Source organism: Hydrocarboniphaga sp. FW305-C-57 (assembly GCF_058783045.1).
The window spans coordinates 217,569-234,577 of record NZ_JBYSYG010000004.1; the positions used below are offsets into that span (position 1 = coordinate 217,569).

14 protein-coding genes are annotated in these 17,009 nt (G+C 67.9%); 5 read left to right on the top strand and 9 right to left on the bottom strand.

The genetic code is table 11. The features are described 5' to 3' along the window. Positions 1 to 8: 8 nt before the first annotated feature. Positions 9 to 1,367, top strand: coding sequence for an ATP-dependent protease ATPase subunit HslU (hslU, locus tag AC3WUM_RS10425; protein ID WP_492410217.1), 1,359 nt, complete (start codon positions 9 to 11; stop codon positions 1,365 to 1,367). A gap of 587 nt (positions 1,368 to 1,954) precedes the next feature. Further along, positions 1,955 to 3,475 (top strand): acetaldehyde dehydrogenase ExaC, encoded by a 1,521-nt coding sequence (gene exaC / locus AC3WUM_RS10430; RefSeq protein WP_492410218.1) that lies wholly within the window; start codon positions 1,955 to 1,957, stop codon positions 3,473 to 3,475. 132 nt (positions 3,476 to 3,607) lie between these two features. Here the strand turns inward: exaC and ntrC are convergent, their stop codons facing one another. The 4 genes from ntrC to AC3WUM_RS10450 form a co-directional block, all read right to left on the bottom strand. After that, the gene (gene ntrC, locus AC3WUM_RS10435; RefSeq protein ID WP_492410219.1) at positions 3,608 to 5,101 is read right to left on the bottom strand and encodes a nitrogen regulation protein NR(I); all 1,494 of its coding nucleotides are present in this window, start codon (positions 5,099 to 5,101) and stop codon (positions 3,608 to 3,610) included. Continuing rightward, positions 5,098 to 6,180 carry a nitrogen regulation protein NR(II) gene (gene glnL / locus AC3WUM_RS10440; protein ID WP_492410220.1) on the bottom strand — a complete coding sequence of 361 codons (1,083 nt, stop codon included), beginning with the start codon at positions 6,178 to 6,180 and terminating at the stop codon, positions 5,098 to 5,100. The genes ntrC and glnL overlap by 4 nt, the downstream gene beginning before the upstream one ends. Before the next feature lie 124 nt (positions 6,181 to 6,304). Next, on the bottom strand, positions 6,305 to 6,832 hold the full coding sequence (locus AC3WUM_RS10445) for a DUF4124 domain-containing protein (RefSeq protein WP_492410221.1): 528 nt from the start codon (positions 6,830 to 6,832) through the stop codon (positions 6,305 to 6,307). A 29-nt stretch (positions 6,833 to 6,861) separates the two neighbouring features. Continuing rightward, entirely contained in the window at positions 6,862 to 8,391 is a 1,530-nt protein-coding gene (locus tag AC3WUM_RS10450) for a Ppx/GppA phosphatase family protein (protein ID WP_492410222.1), read from the bottom strand. 266 nt (positions 8,392 to 8,657) lie between these two features. On the opposite strand from AC3WUM_RS10450, the gene AC3WUM_RS10455 reads away from it, so the two are divergent. From AC3WUM_RS10455 to AC3WUM_RS10465, 3 genes are all read left to right on the top strand, one after another. After that, positions 8,658 to 9,002, top strand: coding sequence for a c-type cytochrome (locus AC3WUM_RS10455; protein ID WP_492410223.1), 345 nt, complete (start codon positions 8,658 to 8,660; stop codon positions 9,000 to 9,002). A gap of 9 nt (positions 9,003 to 9,011) precedes the next feature. After that, positions 9,012 to 9,437: a c-type cytochrome gene (locus AC3WUM_RS10460; RefSeq protein WP_492410224.1), complete on the top strand. Its 426-nt coding sequence runs from the start codon at positions 9,012 to 9,014 to the stop codon at positions 9,435 to 9,437. Between the two features lie 133 nt (positions 9,438 to 9,570). After that, complete coding sequence (locus tag AC3WUM_RS10465; RefSeq protein ID WP_492410225.1) at positions 9,571 to 10,746, top strand: CE1 family esterase; 1,176 nt, start codon at positions 9,571 to 9,573, stop codon at positions 10,744 to 10,746. Positions 10,747 to 10,878: 132 nt separating this feature from the next. Here the strand turns inward: AC3WUM_RS10465 and ftsX are convergent, their stop codons facing one another. Genes ftsX through hemL form a run of 5 tightly spaced genes read right to left on the bottom strand, consistent with a single transcriptional unit; the run spans position 10,879 to position 16,935 of the window. Continuing rightward, on the bottom strand, positions 10,879 to 11,829 hold the full coding sequence (gene ftsX, locus AC3WUM_RS10470; RefSeq protein ID WP_492410226.1) for a permease-like cell division protein FtsX: 951 nt from the start codon (positions 11,827 to 11,829) through the stop codon (positions 10,879 to 10,881). Next, positions 11,829 to 12,578 carry a cell division ATP-binding protein FtsE gene (gene ftsE / locus AC3WUM_RS10475; RefSeq protein WP_492410227.1) on the bottom strand — a complete coding sequence of 250 codons (750 nt, stop codon included), beginning with the start codon at positions 12,576 to 12,578 and terminating at the stop codon, positions 11,829 to 11,831. The genes ftsX and ftsE overlap by 1 nt, the downstream gene beginning before the upstream one ends. 11 nt (positions 12,579 to 12,589) lie before the next feature. After that, positions 12,590 to 13,522 carry a signal recognition particle-docking protein FtsY gene (gene ftsY / locus AC3WUM_RS10480; RefSeq protein WP_492410228.1) on the bottom strand — a complete coding sequence of 311 codons (933 nt, stop codon included), beginning with the start codon at positions 13,520 to 13,522 and terminating at the stop codon, positions 12,590 to 12,592. Continuing rightward, entirely contained in the window at positions 13,515 to 15,611 is a 2,097-nt protein-coding gene (locus AC3WUM_RS10485; protein WP_492410229.1) for a VTT domain-containing protein, read from the bottom strand. The genes ftsY and AC3WUM_RS10485 overlap by 8 nt, the downstream gene beginning before the upstream one ends. Positions 15,612 to 15,645: 34 nt before the next feature. Next, entirely contained in the window at positions 15,646 to 16,935 is a 1,290-nt protein-coding gene (gene hemL, locus AC3WUM_RS10490) for a glutamate-1-semialdehyde 2,1-aminomutase (protein ID WP_492410230.1), read from the bottom strand. Between the last annotated feature and the right edge of the window lie 74 nt (positions 16,936 to 17,009).

Sequence of the window (17,009 nt, forward strand, 5' to 3'; positions counted from 1 at the left end):
GCACTCGAATGAGCCAAAACAATTCAGGCAGCGCGACCTCGATGACCCCGCGCGAAATCGTCCAGGAACTCGACCGCCACATCGTCGGCCAGCGCGCCGCCAAGCGCGCGGTCGCCGTGGCCCTGCGCAACCGCTGGCGCCGCCAGCAGATCGACGGCCCGCTGAAGGCCGAGGTGGTGCCCAAGAACATCCTCATGATCGGCCCGACCGGCGTCGGCAAGACCGAGATCGCGCGTCGGCTCGCCAAGCTCACGAACGCTCCGTTCGTGAAGGTGGAGGCGACCAAGTTCACCGAGGTCGGCTACGTCGGCAAGGACGTCGATTCGATCATTCGCGATCTCGTCGACGCGGCGATGAAGATGACGCGCGAACAGGCCACGCAGCGCGTGCGTGATCGCGCCGAAGTGGCGGCCGAGGATCGCGTGCTCGACGTGCTGGTGCCGCCGCCGAAGGATTTCGGCGAGGCCAGCAACCTGCGCACGAACGAGAACGGGGCTGCGCGCCAGGTGTTCCGCAAGCAGCTGCGCGAGGGCAAGCTCGATGACACCGAGATCGAGATCAAGCTCGCCGCCGGCGCCCCGAACCTGCAGCTCATGGGGCCTCCGGGCATGGAGGAGATGACGAGCCAGCTGCAGCAGATGTTCGCCAACGTCGGCCAGGGCAAGACGCGCTCCAAGAAGATGAAGATCAAGGAAGCGCTCAAGCAGCTCACCGACGAGGAAGCCGTCAAGCTCGTCGACGAGGAGGCGATCAAGCTCGATGCGCTGAGCAACGTCGAGGAAAACGGCATCGTCTTCATCGACGAGCTCGACAAGGTGGCCAAGCGCAGCGAGTACCAGGGTGCCGACGTCTCGCGCGAGGGCGTGCAGCGCGACCTGCTGCCGCTGATCGAGGGCAGCACGGTGACGACCAAGTACGGCAGCGTGAAGACCGACCACATCCTGTTCATCGCGAGCGGCGCGTTCCACATGGCCAAGCCGAGCGACCTGATTCCGGAGCTGCAGGGCCGCCTGCCGATCCGCGTCGAACTCGAGCCGCTCAAGACCGAGGATTTCGTGCGCATCCTGACCGAGCCGAACTACTCGCTGACCGAGCAGTACCGCGCCTTGATGAAGACCGAAGGCGTCGAGGTCGATTTCACCGAAAGCGGCATCAGGCGGCTCGCCGCGGTGGCCTGGACGGTCAACGAAACCACCGAGAACATCGGCGCGCGCCGCCTGCACACGGTCATGGAGCGATTGATGGAAGAGATCGCCTTCGACGCGCCCGACAAGAGCGGCAGCACGCTGACGGTCGACGAGGCCTATGTCGACGGCAAGCTCGGCAAGCTTGCGAAGGACGAGGATTTGAGTCGCTTCATTCTGTAAACGGCTGCATTCGCAGTGCTTAGGGCGGGTTAGCGGCTTCGCCGCTTAACCCGCTTTTTTGTTTCAGCTTCTCGATGTCGGGTGACGCGCGTGAAGCGCCAGCCCGCCCCAAGTCGTTCGTGGCATCGAGCGCCACACCGTCACCCTTTCGTGACACTTCGTGTCACCGCTGACCCTCTTCCTCGCGGATCGGGCGCCCTGAGCGAGCCTCGAGCGACGCCCTGCATTCCGCGATCCGTACGCCAGCGCATTCCGAGGCCGGAATGTTCCTCGTTACGTGCCTGGAAAGCCTTCCATTTTCAATCGTTTATGCACGCCGGGCGGAATGTTCGATGCCTGCCCGCAGCCGATGTTCCACGCATCCGCATTCGCTGGCACGGCCGATGCAACAGGGCCGCCCGCCAGCGCCGACCGCAGGTGGCGAAGGCTCGAGCGTTCGCGTTCGATGAGGAGAGACTCCCTCCGCGCCCGGATCACGGGGTTCGGAACAACCGTCCCGGCAGGGATGGATGCTTTGCAGCAGAAGTTCGTGCGCGGCCGTGCCGGCCTGCGCGAACGACCACCCATCACACAAAGGAGTTCGCGCAATGCGCTACGCACATCCCGGTACCGCCGGTTCGATCCTGACCCTGAAGCCGAAGTACGGTAACTACATCAACGGTGAATTCGTCGCCCCGGTCGAGGGCGCCTACTTCACCAACCCGTCGCCGGTGACCGGCCAGCCGATCGGCGAATTCCCGCGCTCGTCGGCCGCCGACGTGGAGAAGGCGCTCGACGCCGCCCACGCCGCCGCCGAAGCCTGGGGCGACACCTCGGTCACCGCGCGCTCGAACATCCTGCTCAAGATCGCCGACCGCATCGAGCAGAACCTCGAGCTGCTGGCCGTCGCCGAAACCTGGGACAACGGCAAGGCCGTTCGCGAAACCCTCAACGCCGACGTTCCGCTCTCGGCCGACCACTTCCGCTACTTCGCGGGCTGCATCCGCGCCCAGGAAGGCACGCTCGGCGAGATCGACGCCAAGACCACCGCGTACCACATCCACGAGCCGCTCGGTGTCGTCGGCCAGATCATTCCGTGGAACTTCCCGCTGCTGATGGCGGCCTGGAAGCTCGCCCCGGCGCTCGCCGCAGGCAACTGCGTCGTGCTCAAGCCGGCCGAGCAGACCCCGCTGTCGATCACCATCCTGATGGAACTGATCGGCGACCTGCTGCCCAAGGGCGTGCTGAACATCGTCCACGGTTTCGGCAAGGAAGCCGGCGAAGCGCTGGCGAGCAACAAGCGCATCGCCAAGATCGCCTTCACGGGTTCCACGCCGGTCGGTTCGCACATCATGAGCCTGGCGGCCAAGAACATCATTCCAAGCACCGTCGAGCTCGGCGGCAAGAGCCCGAACATCTACTTCGAAGACGTCATGCAGGCGGAGCCGGAGTTCATCGAGAAGTGCGCCGAAGGCATCGTGCTGGCGTTCTTCAACCAGGGCGAAGTCTGCACCTGTCCGTCGCGCGCTCTGATCCAGGAATCGATCTACGAGCCGCTGATGGCCGAGGTCATGAAGAAGATCAAGAAGATCAAGCGCGGCGATCCGCTCGACACCGACACCATGGTCGGCGCCCAGGCCTCGGCGCAGCAGTTCGACAAGATCCTGTCCTACTTCACGATCGCCAAGAACGAAGGCGCCGAAGTGCTCACCGGCGGCGACGTCGAGAAGCTCGAAGGCACGCTCGGCACGGGTTATTACATCCAGCCGACGCTGCTCAAGGGCACTAACAAGATGCGCGTGTTCCAGGAAGAAATCTTCGGGCCGGTCGTCAGCGTCACGACCTTCAAGACCGAAGAAGAAGCCCTGGCGATCGCCAACGACACCGAGTTCGGCCTCGGCGCCGGCCTGTGGACGCGCGACATCAACCGCGCCTACCGCGTCGGCCGCAAGATCAAGGCCGGCCGCGTCTGGACCAACTGCTACCACCTGTATCCGGCGCACGCCGCGTTCGGTGGCTACAAGAAGTCCGGTGTCGGTCGCGAAACGCACAAGATGATGCTCGACCACTATCAGCAGACCAAGAATCTGCTGGTGAGCTACGACACCAAGCCGCTGGGCTTCTTCTAAGCGAATCGGCTGCTGCGCTCGACGGCTCGCGCGAGGGCAGCAGCTGATTCGCTTTAGTTGGGGCTTCAAACGAAAAGGCCGCCTATCGAGGGCGGCCTTTTCGTTTCTTCTGTGCGCTGAGCGAAGGGAGGATCAATCGTCCATCCCGAGTTCCTTGATCTTGCGCGTCAGCGTGTTGCGGCCCCAGCCGAGGCGGCGGGCAGCTTCCTGGCGCTGGCCGTGGCAGGCCTCGAGGGCGACTTCGATCATCACGCGTTCGAAGGTCGGCACCGCTTCGCCGAGCAGGTCGCTGCGGCCGGTCTTGAGCTCCTGCGCGGCCCAGGCGCGCAGCTTCTCGGGCCAGTTGGCATCGACGAGGCCCGGCGTGGTGGCCATCGGCAGGCCGGCCGGCACCATCGGCTGCGCGATCGCCACCGGAGGCGGCAAGTAGGCCGGAACCACGGGCGTCGGCTCGGGCCGGCGCAGGTCGCGCAGTTCGGGCGGCAGGTCGTCGAGATGCACGTCCTGGCCGGGCGCCATCACGGTCAGCCAGCGACAGGTGTTCTCGAGCTGGCGCACGTTGCCGGGCCAGTCGAACTCCTGCAGGCGTTCCATCACCTCGGGCAGCAGGCGCTTGGGCTCGGTCTTGAGCTCGCGGCCGGCCTGGGCGAGGAAGTGGCGCATGAGCAGCGGAATGTCCTCGCTGCGCTCTCGCAGCGGCGGAATGCGCACGCGGATGACGTTGATGCGGTGGAACAGGTCCTCGCGGAACTTGCCTTCGCGGACCAGGGTTTCGAGGTCCTGGTGCGTCGCCGCGATCACGCGCACGTCGACCTTGACGGGCGAGACGCCGCCGACGCGGTAGAACTCGCCGTTCTGCAGCACGCGCAGCAGGCGCGTCTGCAGGTCGGCCGGCATGTCGCCGATCTCGTCGAGGAACAGCGAGCCGCCGTCGGCCTGCTCGAAGCGGCCCTTGCGCTGCATCTGCGCGCCCGTGAACGCGCCGCGCTCGTGGCCGAAGAATTCCGATTCCATCAAGTCCTTCGGAATCGCGGCCGTGTTGACCGCGATGAAGGGCTTGTTCGCGCGCGGGCTGTTGACGTGCAGGGCGCGCGCGACGAGTTCCTTGCCGGTGCCCGATTCGCCCGTGATCATCACCGTGATCTGGCTCTGCGACAGGCGGCCGATGGCGCGGAACACGTCCTGCATCGCCGGCGCTTCGCCGATGATCGCGGTGGGCACCGACGAGTCGCCGGGCGTTGCCTCGACGGTCTGCTGGCGCTTGGCCGCGGCCCGGCGTACGAGCGCGGCGACGCCGTCGACGTCGAAGGGCTTGGGCAGGTATTCGAACGCGCCGCCCTTGTACGAGGCGACGGCGGCATCGAGATCGGAATGCGCGGTCATGATGATGACCGGCAGCTCCGGCTTGGCCCGGTGCACGCGGTCCATGAGCTCCAGGCCGTTGACGCCCGGCATGCGGATGTCCGACAGCAGCACGTCCGGAGTCGCGTCGTTGAGCGCATCGAGCAGCTCGGCGGCGCCCGGGAACACCTGCACGCTCATGTTCTCGCGCGACAGCGAGCGCTCGAGCACCCAGCGGATCGATTCGTCGTCGTCGACGACCCAGACGGTCAGGGCGGCGCTCATGCCATCGCCCCAGCCGGCTTGTCCAGCGGCAGGAAAATCGAGAAAACGGTTGAACCGGGACGCGACTTGCATTCGATCAGGCCACCGTGCGTGTGCACGAGATATTGGGAGATCGGCAAGCCAAGACCCGTGCCTTCAGGGCGCATCGTGACCATGGGATAGAAGATCTTGTCGATCATGGAGGGAGGAATTCCGGGGCCGTCGTCTTCGATGTCGATCTGGGCGACGAGCCGGTGACGGGTGCCGCCGATCGTGTACTGGCGGCGGGTGCGCGAGCGCAGGGCGATGCAGCCGTCGCCGTCGACCGCCTGGAACGCGTTGCGGACGATGTTCAGCACGGCCTGGATCAGCTGTTCGCGATCGCCGATCAGGTCGGGGATCGACGGATCGTAATCACGCAGGAAGCGCACGCTCTGGGGCGCTTCGGCCTCGACGAGCTGGCGCACGTGCTCTAGCACCTCGTGCACGTTGACCGGCGCCTTCTGCGGGACCCGGTTCGGCCCGAGCAGCCGGTTGACGAGGTTCTGCAGGCGATCGACCTCGCGAATGATCACGCGCGTGTATTCACGGTGCTCGCTGTCGGGGAAATCGCGCTCGAGGAGCTGCGCGGCTCCGCGGATGCCGCCGAGCGGGTTCTTGATCTCGTGCGCGAGGTTGCGGATCAGCTCGCGGCTGGCCTCCTGCTGGGCCAGCAGCAGCTCGTCGCGCGAGATGCGCATGTGGCGGTCGAGCGGCAGGATCTCGATCAGCAGGCCGACGCCGCGCCCGAGCGTGAGCGGCGTGACCGTGCAATCGACGGTGATCGGCTCGTCGCCGGCCTTGCGCAGCTGCAGCTCGCGCTCGACGAAGCCGGTGCCCGCACGCATCGCCTCGCGCAGCCGCGAGGCATGCGGCTGCAGCTGCAGGATCGCCTGCGAGACGAGCTCGCCGATCGCATAGCGGCGGCTGACGCCGAACACGGTCTCGGCCGTGGAGTTGATCGACACGACGCGCAGGTTGGCATCCAGACTGATCACGGCCGTGGTGAGGCCATCCAGGATCTGGGCGGGCGCGTTGCGGCTGATGGGCGCGAGCTTCATGGGCGAGCGATTGCAAAACCTGGGCCACTGGAGGTCATGCCCGAGCGCTCATAGTGCGCGGCGCACCCCGCTGGTGCGCCCCCGATGCGAGCAGTCGACGACTGCTGCGCACCAATTTAATGCATCACTTCTTGCTCGGGGGCATGACGTGCACGATTACGGGCGGAGTCCGCACGAGCAGCTTGCCATCCCGGTCCACGACCCCGACGTCGACGAGGTGCGAGCCGCGGTCGACGTTGCCGATGAGGTGCCCGCGCTCCTGGGTCGGCTTGGCGTTCTGGGCGACGCCGTCGAGGTAATAAACGAGCCCGGCGCCCTCGGGCAGCGGGCTTTGCAGCTCCACGCGTACCGACAGCGTGCGGCTGGTGTCGCGAATCACCTGCTCGGGCTGCGGGGCGGAGATGCTGAGCCTGGGTTTGTCGGCGGCCGGGGGCTCGGCGCTCGGTTCGCTCGCACCGGCCGGCCTGGCGGGCGCGGTCGCCGTCGGAGTGCCCGGGATGACCTGCAGCTGCGGCAGCTGGGCCGGTTTGGTCTTCGCGTCGGGCGCCTTGTCACCGTAGTGCACGACCCCGTTGGCGTCGGTCCAGCGGTAGACCTCGGCCGCCGCCGACGGCAGGCTCAGGGTCAGCAGCAGGAGAGGGAGCGCGCGCATGGCTGCACTCTAGCCGCTGGGCGCCGGGCTCAGGAATAGCGCAGGCGAACGTCCGCGGATTTCAGATAGTCGGCTTCCTGCTCGAGGTCGGCCTGGGTCAGCGGATGCTGGGCCAGCCACTGGCGCGGGAATTCGAGATCGATTCCGCGCTTGCCGTTGCTCGGCTTGGCCTTGACCGGTACCTGCAGGCCCGGCGCCCGGCTGCGATGCAGCAGGGCCGCCAGCCGGAGCAGGATCGCGAGCTTGCGCACGGTCTCGCCGGTGGCGTCGCCGAGCTCGGTCAGCACGCTCGCGTTGAACTTGCTGCGATGCAGGCGCACGAGTGCGGCGAGCGGCTTCTGGTCGGTTTGCGAAAAGCCCTGCAGGTCGGCATGCCGCAGGATGTATTCGCCATGCTTCTGGTACGACGAATGCGCGATCACCAGGCCGATCTCGTGCAGCTGCGCGGCCCAGCGCAGCAGCGTCGCCGAGGTCTTGCGGTCGAGCTGCCAGCCGTCGCCGAGCTGGTCGAGCAGTCTCAGCGCGGTCTCGGCCACCGCCTGCGCATGCGCGGTGTCGACGCCGTAGCGGGCCGCCATCGCCTGCACCGACTCGTCGCGCACGTCGTGATCGGACAGGCGGCCGAGCAGGTCGTAGACCAGGCCTTCGCGCAGCGCGCGATCGGAGGTCTGCATGCGCTGCAGGTCCAGCGCATCGAACACGCCCGCGAGCACCGCGAGGCCGCCCGCGAACACCGGCCGGCGATCTTCGCGCAGGGCCGGGAAATCGATCTTCGAGACATGGCCGCGCGCGATCACCAGGTCGACGGTCTTCTCGAGCCCGTCGCGCGTGATCAGGTCGTCGGCCCAGCCCTGCTCGCGCATCACGCGCCAGACCCCGCGCACGGTGCCGCTGGCCCCGATCGCCAGATCCCAGCCCTGGCGGCGATAGCGGTGCTCGAGGAACTCGAGCTCGACGCGCGCCGCGAGGCGGGCCTGGCGGAAGCGCGCCCGGCTGATCTCGCCGTCGGCGAAGAACCGTCCCTGATGCACCACGCAGCCCATGCCGACCGATTCCATCAGCAAGGGCTGCGAACCGCGGCCGATGATGAGCTCGGTGCTGCCGCCGCCGATGTCGACCACGAGCCGGCGCTGGTTCTCGGCTCCGCCCATGCCATGGACGACGCCGCCGTAAACCAGCCGCGCCTCCTCGACGCCCGAGATGATTTCGATCTGGTGCCCGAGCGCCTGCTCGGCGCGGGACAGGAAGTCGCTGTTCTCGCCGAGCCGGCGCATGGTGTTGGTGCCGACCGCGCGCACCCGCCCGGCCGGAACGACGGCGAGCCGCTGGCCGAAGCGCTGCAGGCAGGCCAGGGCGCGCGCGGCGACCTCGTTGCTGAGCCGGCGCTGCTCGTCGAGCCCGGCGGCCAGGCGCACCGACTCGCGCAGGCGGTCGACCACCTGCAGCTCCTTGCCGGCCGAGCGCGCCACCATCATGTGGAAACTGTTCGAGCCCAGGTCCACCGCCGCGACCGTGGTTGCGCTGGCAAAGGCGGAGGAAGGGTTCGCGGGCTGGGCCATGCAGTGTGATGATTGATCGATTAAAGTTTCAAAGTTGGCGACCGAATAACAGATCGGCCGAATCGGCCTGCAGGCGGGGCCGTCGTCACGGCTCCGCCGACGCACTATAGCAACGCCATGCGCCGGCCCGGCGCCGCCGATGATTCGTTGACCCAGCCGCCTGAATCCCCGACAATTTCGCTTCTTACGCGCCGTCCGGTACCCATTTCGGACGCGCGCCATTTGCCAGCCCATTTTTAGTTTCTGCACGTCTGGGAGTCGACGGTATGAAATTCGTGCGTCAGGGCGCTTACGCCCTCGCCGCTGTGGCCAGCCTGTGTGCGACTCTGTCTGCTTCGGCAGCCGGGGACGCCGCCGAAGGCCGCAACAAGGCCGATACCTGCATCGGCTGCCACGGTATTCCGTATTACACGAATGCCTATCCGACTTACCGCGTGCCCAAGATCGGTGGCCAGTCGGCCGAATACATCGTCACCGCGCTGAAGGCCTATCGCTCGGGTGAGCGCAAGCATCCGACGATGCATGCCCAGGCCGCGAGCATGACGGACCAGGACATGGAAGACATCGCCGCCTTCCTGACCGCCGCTCCGCGGCATCCGACCGGCAAGTAAGAGCGACCCATGCGTACGTTTGACAAAGGCCCGCTTGTGAAGAAATCCCTCGTGCTGCTCGCGCTGGCGCTCGGCGCCTCCGCTCCCGCCTACGCCGAAGAGCATGGTCATGAAGCCGCCGGCGGCGACTCCAAGCTCGACCAGTTGCTGCCGGTCTGCCAGTCCTGCCACGGCGAACACGGCGCCAAGCCGATCCTGCCGAGCTACCCGGTGCTCGCCGGCCAGCACAGCAACTACATCGAGCACGCGCTCAAGGACTACCGCTCGGGCGTGCGCGGCAACGCGGTCATGAAGGCGCAGGTCGCCAATCTGTCGGATGTCGACATCAAGGCGCTGTCGCACTACTTCTCGCAGCAGGAAAGCCCGCTGTACACGATCACGCTGCCGAAGTCGGGCATGCCGGCGTCGGAACAGTCGCCCGAACAGGCCAAATAATTGCAACAAGCGAAAGGGCCGGCTCTGCCGGCCCTTTTTTCATTTGGGGAGCCGCTCGAATCGTGGCATGACCGAGCGGCACGGCGGCACGAACGAATAAGCCTCACTGACGGTTCGAACTGAGAGAAGATTCATGCGACAGATTTTGATGGCCAGCCTGGTGCTGCTGCTGGCCGCCTGCGGTGGCGGATCGTCGACCGGCGACGGGCCGGGCGAACCGACCGTGCCCGATCCGGGTACCACCCCCACTCCCGATCCGGAACCTCAGCCCGAGCCTGAGCCCGAACCGGAGCCGGAACCCGAACCGCCGGCCCCGCCTCCGCCGGCCAGCGTGTCCTGTTCGTCCGAGTTCAGCGTCGAAAAAGCCAAGGCCGGCGGCGACTGCAGGCCGACCACCGGCGCCTATTGCGAGCTGCCCGAGGAAAACAGCCTGCGCTATCTCTCGGCCGATCCGCTGCCCTGCGCGGGCGTCAGCATCAGCGAATATTCGGTGCGGGCAGCCGGCATGCAGTCGAGCTACCTGTTGCTCAAGGGCTCGGAAGCCCCCGAGGCCGTCTATCTGGCGCTGCACTACCTCGGTTCGCGCACCGGCACCTTCACCAACGTAGTGCGCCTGCAGGAGCTCGCCAAGGCGCGTCGCGTCGCCATCATCGTGCCGCAGGCCCCCAATGGCCTGCTCGGCAGCAATATCGGGTCGAGCTGGCCGTTCCGGCCCGAGTGGGAACCGGTCGCCGACTACGTGCGCTTTCTCGACGGCGTGGTGGCCGATGCGCGGGGCCGGCTGGCGGCCCCCTCGCTGCCGCTCTATGTGGCCGGGCTCTCGAACGGGGCCTCGATGGCCTACAACTACGCCTGCACCGCGAGCCAGCCGGTCGCGGCTTTCATGGCGGTGGCGGGCTCGATGAGCTCCGGAACCCGCACGCTGTGCAGCGCCGCCCAGGTGCCCGGCTCGGTGATCGTGCACGGCACCAGCGACGCGCTGAATCCGTACCAGGGCCTGCTGTCGCTGACGATGTCGGTTCCGCAGATCCACGCGCTGTTCGAGGGCCTGTCGCGCTGCAGCGGCAGCGACGGCAGCGTGCAGCTCAGGCAGGCCAGTTCAGGCTTGCCGGTCACCGTGCGGTATTCGGCGAGCTGCTCGAGCGCCCGGCGGCACTACCTGGCGACCGTCACCGACGGCGGCCACAACTGGCCCGGACAGGCGGCCAGCACCAACGAACTCACGCTCGGCCTGTTCGGCTTCAAGACCCTGAACTTCGACGCCACGATCCAGGGCTACGACCTGATGGTCGAGGCCGCGGGGAATTGAGGGCAGGGCTTCGAACCTCTCTCCCTCCGGGAGAGGCAGCGGTGGGGACGTACCGGCAGGGCCATGCCTCGCTCATCTCGGATGATTCCTCACCCTTGCATCCCTCTCCCGGAGGAGAGGGATGCAAGGCGCTTACACCGGCTCGATCGCGCTCAAATGGCGCGATACCGTCCACCAGGCGCCGATCCAGCCGAGCAGCACGCCGCCCGCGACGATCGCGGCGACCACGGCGGCCGACGGGCCATCGATGCGGAAGTCGCTGCCGTAGAGCGCGGCGAGTTCACGCGCGGGCGGATCGAGCACAGCCAGGCCCAGCGTCAGCAGCAGCAGCGCCACCCAGCCGCCGAGCAGGCCGAGCCAGCAGCCGCCGTACAGGAACGGCCGGCGAATGAAGCTGTCGGGCGCGCCGAGCAGCTTCATGCAGACGATCTCCTCGCGCCTCGCCTCGATGTCGAGCCGCAGCGTGTTGCCGACGATCACGAGCACCGCCGCGCCGAGCAGGGCGGCGACGAGCAGGCCCAGGCGTTGGAGGATTTCAAGGATCGACTCGAGCCGCTCGAGCCAGTGCTGGTCCATTTGCGCGAGCTCGACTTCGGGCAGCTGGCCGAGCGTCTCGCCGAGCGCCTTGGTGTCGTCGGCGTTGCGGCCCGGCAGCGGCACCACCACGATCACGGCCGGTAGCGGATTGTGGTCGAGCAGGTCGAGCGCCTCGCCGAAGCCCGAATACTCGCGGAACTCGCTGGCCGACTGCTCGCGCGAGATGTATTGAGCGGCCTTGACGCCGTCGCGCTTGGCGAGCTCGCGGGCCAGGCTCTGGCCGCGCGCCTCGTCGACCTCGTCCTTGAGAAACAAGGACATCTGCAGCGAGCCCTGCCAGCTGTAGGTCAGCCGCTGGAAATTGCTGACCATCAGCGACAGGCTCGCCGGCAGCGCGAGCGCGATGCCGATCACGATCGCGGTGAACAGCGTGCTGCCCGGTGCGTTGACGAGCTTGCCGAGCGAGAAGAAGAACACCCGCGCGTGTTCCTGCAAGAAGCGCGTGAACGCGCCCGGACGCGGATCGTCACCCGTGGCCTTGGCCATCAGTGGCTCTCCCGAGTATCGGCGTCGGCGACCTTGGAAGCGGCGGTCGGCCGCTTGTCGACGATGCGCCCGCCTTCGAGGTGGATCACGCGCTTGCCGAGGCGGTCGACGAGGTCGATCGCATGCGTCGCCACGAGCACGCTGACGCCGACCTGGTTGAAGCGCTCGAACAGTTTCATGACGTCCCAGGCCATGACCGGATCGAGGTTGCCGGTCGGCTCGTCGGCCAGCAGCAGGCGCGGCTTGGTGACCACCGCGCGCGCGATGCCGACGCGTTGCTGCTCGCCGCCCGAGAGCGTCAGCGGCATCGAGCGTTCGCGGTTGAGCAGGCCGACGGTATCGAGCGCGGCGCGCACCTTGCGCCCGATGTCCTCGTGCGCATGCCCGCGGATCACCAGCGGCAGCGCCACGTTGTCGAACACGCTGCGGTCGTAGAGCAGGTTGAAGTTCTGGAAAATCAGGCCCATGTGCTGGCGGTAGGCGGGCACCTGGCGGCTGCGGATGTGCGAAAGATTGTTGCCGCCGACCACGATCTGCCCGCGGCTCGGCCGCGACAGCAGGGCGATCAGGCGCAGCAGCGTCGACTTGCCGGCGCCCGAGGCCCCGGTGATGAAGGCCATCTCGCCCGGGTTGATCGACAGGTTGATGTCCGACAGCACGTCGCGCCCGCCCGGATAGCGGTGGCTGACCTGCGAGAACTGGATCAGCGCCGGGCTGCCGGCTCCGCTGCTGGGCTTGGGCGCGCTCATGGAAGGCTTGCTCAGGTGGCCGTACCGATCAGGGATTCGACGTAGACCTCGGCGTCGAAGACTTCGAGGTCGTCGACCGCCTCGCCGAGGCCCACGTAGCGGATCGGCAGCGCCATGCGGCGGGCGATCGCGAGCAGGATGCCGCCCTTGGCAGTGCCGTCGAGCTTGGTCACCGCGATGCCGGTCAGGCCGATCGCCTCGTGGAACTGGATCGCCTGGTTCAGCGCGTTCTGGCCGGTGGTGGCGTCGACCACCAGCAGCACCTCGTGCGGGGCGTAGGCGTCGTGCTTCTGGATCACGCGCTTGATCTTGCGCAGCTCATCCATCAGGTGGTGCTGCGTGTGCAGGCGCCCGGCGGTGTCGGCGATCACCATGTCCAGGCCGCGCGCCTTGGCCGACTGCACGGCGTCGAAGATCACGCTGGCCGAGTCGGCGCCCTCGCCCTGGCTCAGGATCGGCACGCCGCTGCGTTCGGACCAGGTCGTGAGCTGCTGCACGGCCGCGGCGCGGAAGGTGTCGCCGGCCGCCAGCAGCACCGACAGCCCGTCCTTCTTGAAGCGCGAGGCGAGCTTGCCGATGGTGGTGGTCTTGCCGACGCCGTTCACGCCGACCACGAACAGGATGTACGGGCGGATGAAGGCCGGAATCTTGAGCGGCTTGGCGATCGGCTGCAGCAGTTCGAGCAGGGCGCGCTTGAGCTGCTCGCGCAGCTGCTTCTCGGTCTTGATGCGGCCGGCGTTGATCTCGGACTGCAGGCGCTCGATCAGCCACTGCGTGGCTTCGAGCCCGGCGTCGGCCATCAGCAGGCGCGTTTCGAGTTCTTCGAGCGCGTCGTCGCGCAGCTTCTCGCCCGCGAACAGCGTGCCGATGTCCTTGGTGAGCCAGCTGTCGCCGCCCAGGCTCTTGTTGAGGCTCGTGCGGAACTTGGAAAGCAGGTCAGCCATGCTCGGCGGGCGTCGTGGTCGTTTTGGGCGTCGCGGAAGGGGAAGGCAGCGGCACGGGCTTGGGGTCCGCCGCGTCGGCAGCCGGATCAGTGTAGGGCGCAGTGTAAAGGTTCAGGCCCTTGCCGATCAGCCAGAGCGTGCCGCTGCGCGAGCCGTTGTTGGCCGGGACCTGGCGCTGCTCGAACGGCGGCAGCACGCTGAAATCGACCAGCGCCCCGGTGTCGCTGACCGGATAGCGCAGCAGCCGGTAAAACGTGCGCGCGCGCTGCGCGGACAGCTGGCCGAGCCAGATCGGCTCGCCGCTCGCAAGCTGCCAGCCCGACAGCCACAGCCGCAGCAGCTGCTGATGGCCGTCGTCGACCTCGCGGCGCAGGGCCAGCTGCTGATGGCTGCCCGCATGCACCTGCGGCAGCAGCGGCAGCATCCCGATCGGGCTCGAGGTGGTGAGCCAGAGCAGCAGGTTGCCGGGCGTCAGCGGGGCCAGCGGCTTCCAGCCGGCGGCTTCGAGGTTCGCGGTGATCTCGGGCAGCTGGCCGGCCCATTGCAGCTCGAACGGGTCTTCGCTGCGGCCGCGCAGGTCGATGCGCTGCAAGGGCAGCTGGCGGTAGCCGCCGCTCGACCAGGTGCTCGGTTCGATGGTCTGCACGCGGTCGATCGCGAGCGGCCGGTCCGGCAGGCCGGCACCGATGCCCCAGCGGATCGCCGCGCTGGCGATGAAGACCGCGACGATCGGCAAGGTGAAGGTGCGCAGGAACAGCCGCTCGGGCCCGTGGCGCCGGTAGCCGAGGCCCAGCGCGCCGATCCAGACCAGCGAGATCACCGCCGAGAACAGCGAGAGGCTGAACCATTCGACGCCCAGGTAGAGCCGCGACAGCACGATCAGCGTCAGCAGCACCGTGCTCGCCACGTAGACGAAGCGCCGGCTGCGCGTGCGCCGGTGCGTCGCCAGCAGCACCGCGGCGAAGCCGTAGATCACGAAGACCATGACGAGGTCGCGCGGCAGCGCCGCGGCGCCGAGCCCGTGGTAGTAGGCGGCCGGGGCGAGCCGGATCGGCACCGCGTGCAGGCTCAGCGAGATCATCGTCGAGAAGCCCACTGCGGCCGCCCAGTGCGCGGCCGCACGCAGCCGGCGCCGGCTCACGAGCACCGCGAACACCGCGAGTGCGGTCGGGCCATAGACCCAGGGGCTGCCGAGCTGTGCTAGCGCATAGGCCAGCGCATTGCCCCAGGGCGTCTGCAGGTCGTGCAGGGTCTGGTAGATCAGCGCGTCGATCGGAGACGGATACGGATGCGCCCCGGCCTCGGCGAGCGCGAACAGCCAGAGCCCGCCGAGCAGCACCAGCGTCAGCGCGACGATCGCCAGCGCCGGGGTTTCGGGCTGCTCGGGGTCGGCCAGCGCGGCGCCGAAGCGGCCGAGGTGGCGATGGCGGCGGCTCCAGTCGAGCACCGGGCCGATCGCGCGCTCGGTCTGTCGCTGCAAGGCTCCCATCAGCAGCGGCACGAACCAGACGAAGAAGATCACCAGGCCGAAGATCAGCACGAGCAGGCCCGCGAGCCGCGCCGCGACTTCGGCCGCCAGGCCCATCGAGGCGCCGAACAGCACGCCCGGCAGGATGTAGATCAGCGCCCACAGATAGGCGGCGCTGTAATCGGCGAGGATGAAGACCCAGGTCGGCATGCCGGCCGCGCCCGCGAGCGCCGGCGTGATCGCACGCACCGGGCCCAGGAAGCGGGCCAGCCAGACGCCCTTGCCGCCGTGCTTGTCGAAGAAGCGCCGGCCGCCGTTGACGAAATCCGGATAGCGCTGCAGCAGCGGAATCTGGAACAGGCGCTCGCCGTAGCGCCGGCCGAGCCAGAACGACAGGCCGTCGCCGATCATCGCCCCGGCCGCGGCGACCGCGGCGGTCGGCCACAGCTCCAGCGAGCCCATCGCCACGAGCGCCCCGACCGCGAACAGCATGATCGAAGCCGGCACGAAGGCGCCGACGAGAAAGACCGCGTCGAGCAGCGAGACCAGGAATAGCAGGCCCAGGGCGAGCCCCGGATGGGCCGCAACCCAGTTCAGGAAATCCTGAGCCTGATCGAGCACGCTGGGATTCGCGGCCGGAGACGGGTGCTGCGGCTCAGGCGGCCTGGGCCAGGATGGCGAAGCTCGCGCGGGCGGCCTCGATGGTCTGGGCGAGTTCCTCGGGCCCGTGCGCGGCCGAGACGAAGCCGGCTTCGAAGGCCGACGGCGCCAGGTAGACCCCGCGATCGAGCATCAGGTGGAAGAAGCGCTTGAAGCGCTGGGCGTCGCAGGCCGAGACGTCGGCGAAACCGTGGATCGGCCCTTGGCCGAAGTACAGCCCGAACATGCTGCCGACCTGGGTCGTGGTGAACGCGACACCGGCCTCGTCGGCGGCCTTTTGCAGGCCGGCGAGCAGTTGCGCGGTGCTGGCTTCGAGGCGCTCGTAGAGCCCCGGTTCGGCCAGCGCGGTGAGGATCGCGAGGCCCGCGGCCATCGCCAGCGGATTGCCGGACAGGGTGCCGGCCTGGTAGATCGGGCCGAGCGGGGCGAGCTGGCCCATGACCGCGCGCGAGCCGCCGAAGGCGCCCACCGGCAGTCCGCCGCCGATGATCTTGCCGAGCGTGACGAGGTCCGCGCGTACGCCGTAGAGCCCCGTGGCGCAGCTCGGGCCGACGCGAAAGCCGGTCATCACCTCGTCGAAGATCAGCAGGGCGCCGTCGGCGTCGCAGAGCGAGCGCAGGCCTTCGAGGAAGCCCGGAACCGGCGGCACGCAATTCATGTTGCCGGCCACCGGCTCGACGATGATGGCCGCAATCATCTGTGAGTATTGCTTGAATAAAGCTTCAACTGACGACAAATCATTATAGGTCGCCGTGAGCGTGTACTTGGCCAGGTCGGCCGGAACGCCCGGCGAAGTCGGCACGCCGAAAGTCAGCAGGCCCGAGCCGGCCTTCACGAGCAGGGCGTCGCCGTGGCCGTGGTAACAGCCTTCGAACTTGAGGATGTAGTCGCGGTCGGTGACGCCGCGCGCGAGGCGCAGGGCGCTCATCGTCGCCTCGGTGCCGCTGTTGCACATGCGCACCATCTCAAGGCCCGGCACGCGCGCGCAGAGCAGCTCGGCCATCTCGATCTCGGCTTCGGTCGGGGCGCCGTAGGAGGTGCCGATCGCGGCCTGCTCGATGATCGCCTGCTGCACGGCCGGGAACTGGTGGCCGAGGATCATCGGGCCCCAGGAGCCCACGTAGTCGACGTAGCGCTTGCCGTCGGCGTCGGTGAGCCAGGCGCCGCTCGCCGAGGCGATGAAGCGCGGGGTTCCGCCGACCGATTTGAACGCGCGAACCGGCGAATTGACGCCGCCCGGAATGGTTTTCTGCGCGCGTTCGAAGAGGGTCTCGGACTGGGTCATGGCGTTGCCGGCTGGTCGGTACGGATGCGTTCTGCGGATCGAATCGCAGCCGGAAGCGCAGGGCTAAAGCGGCG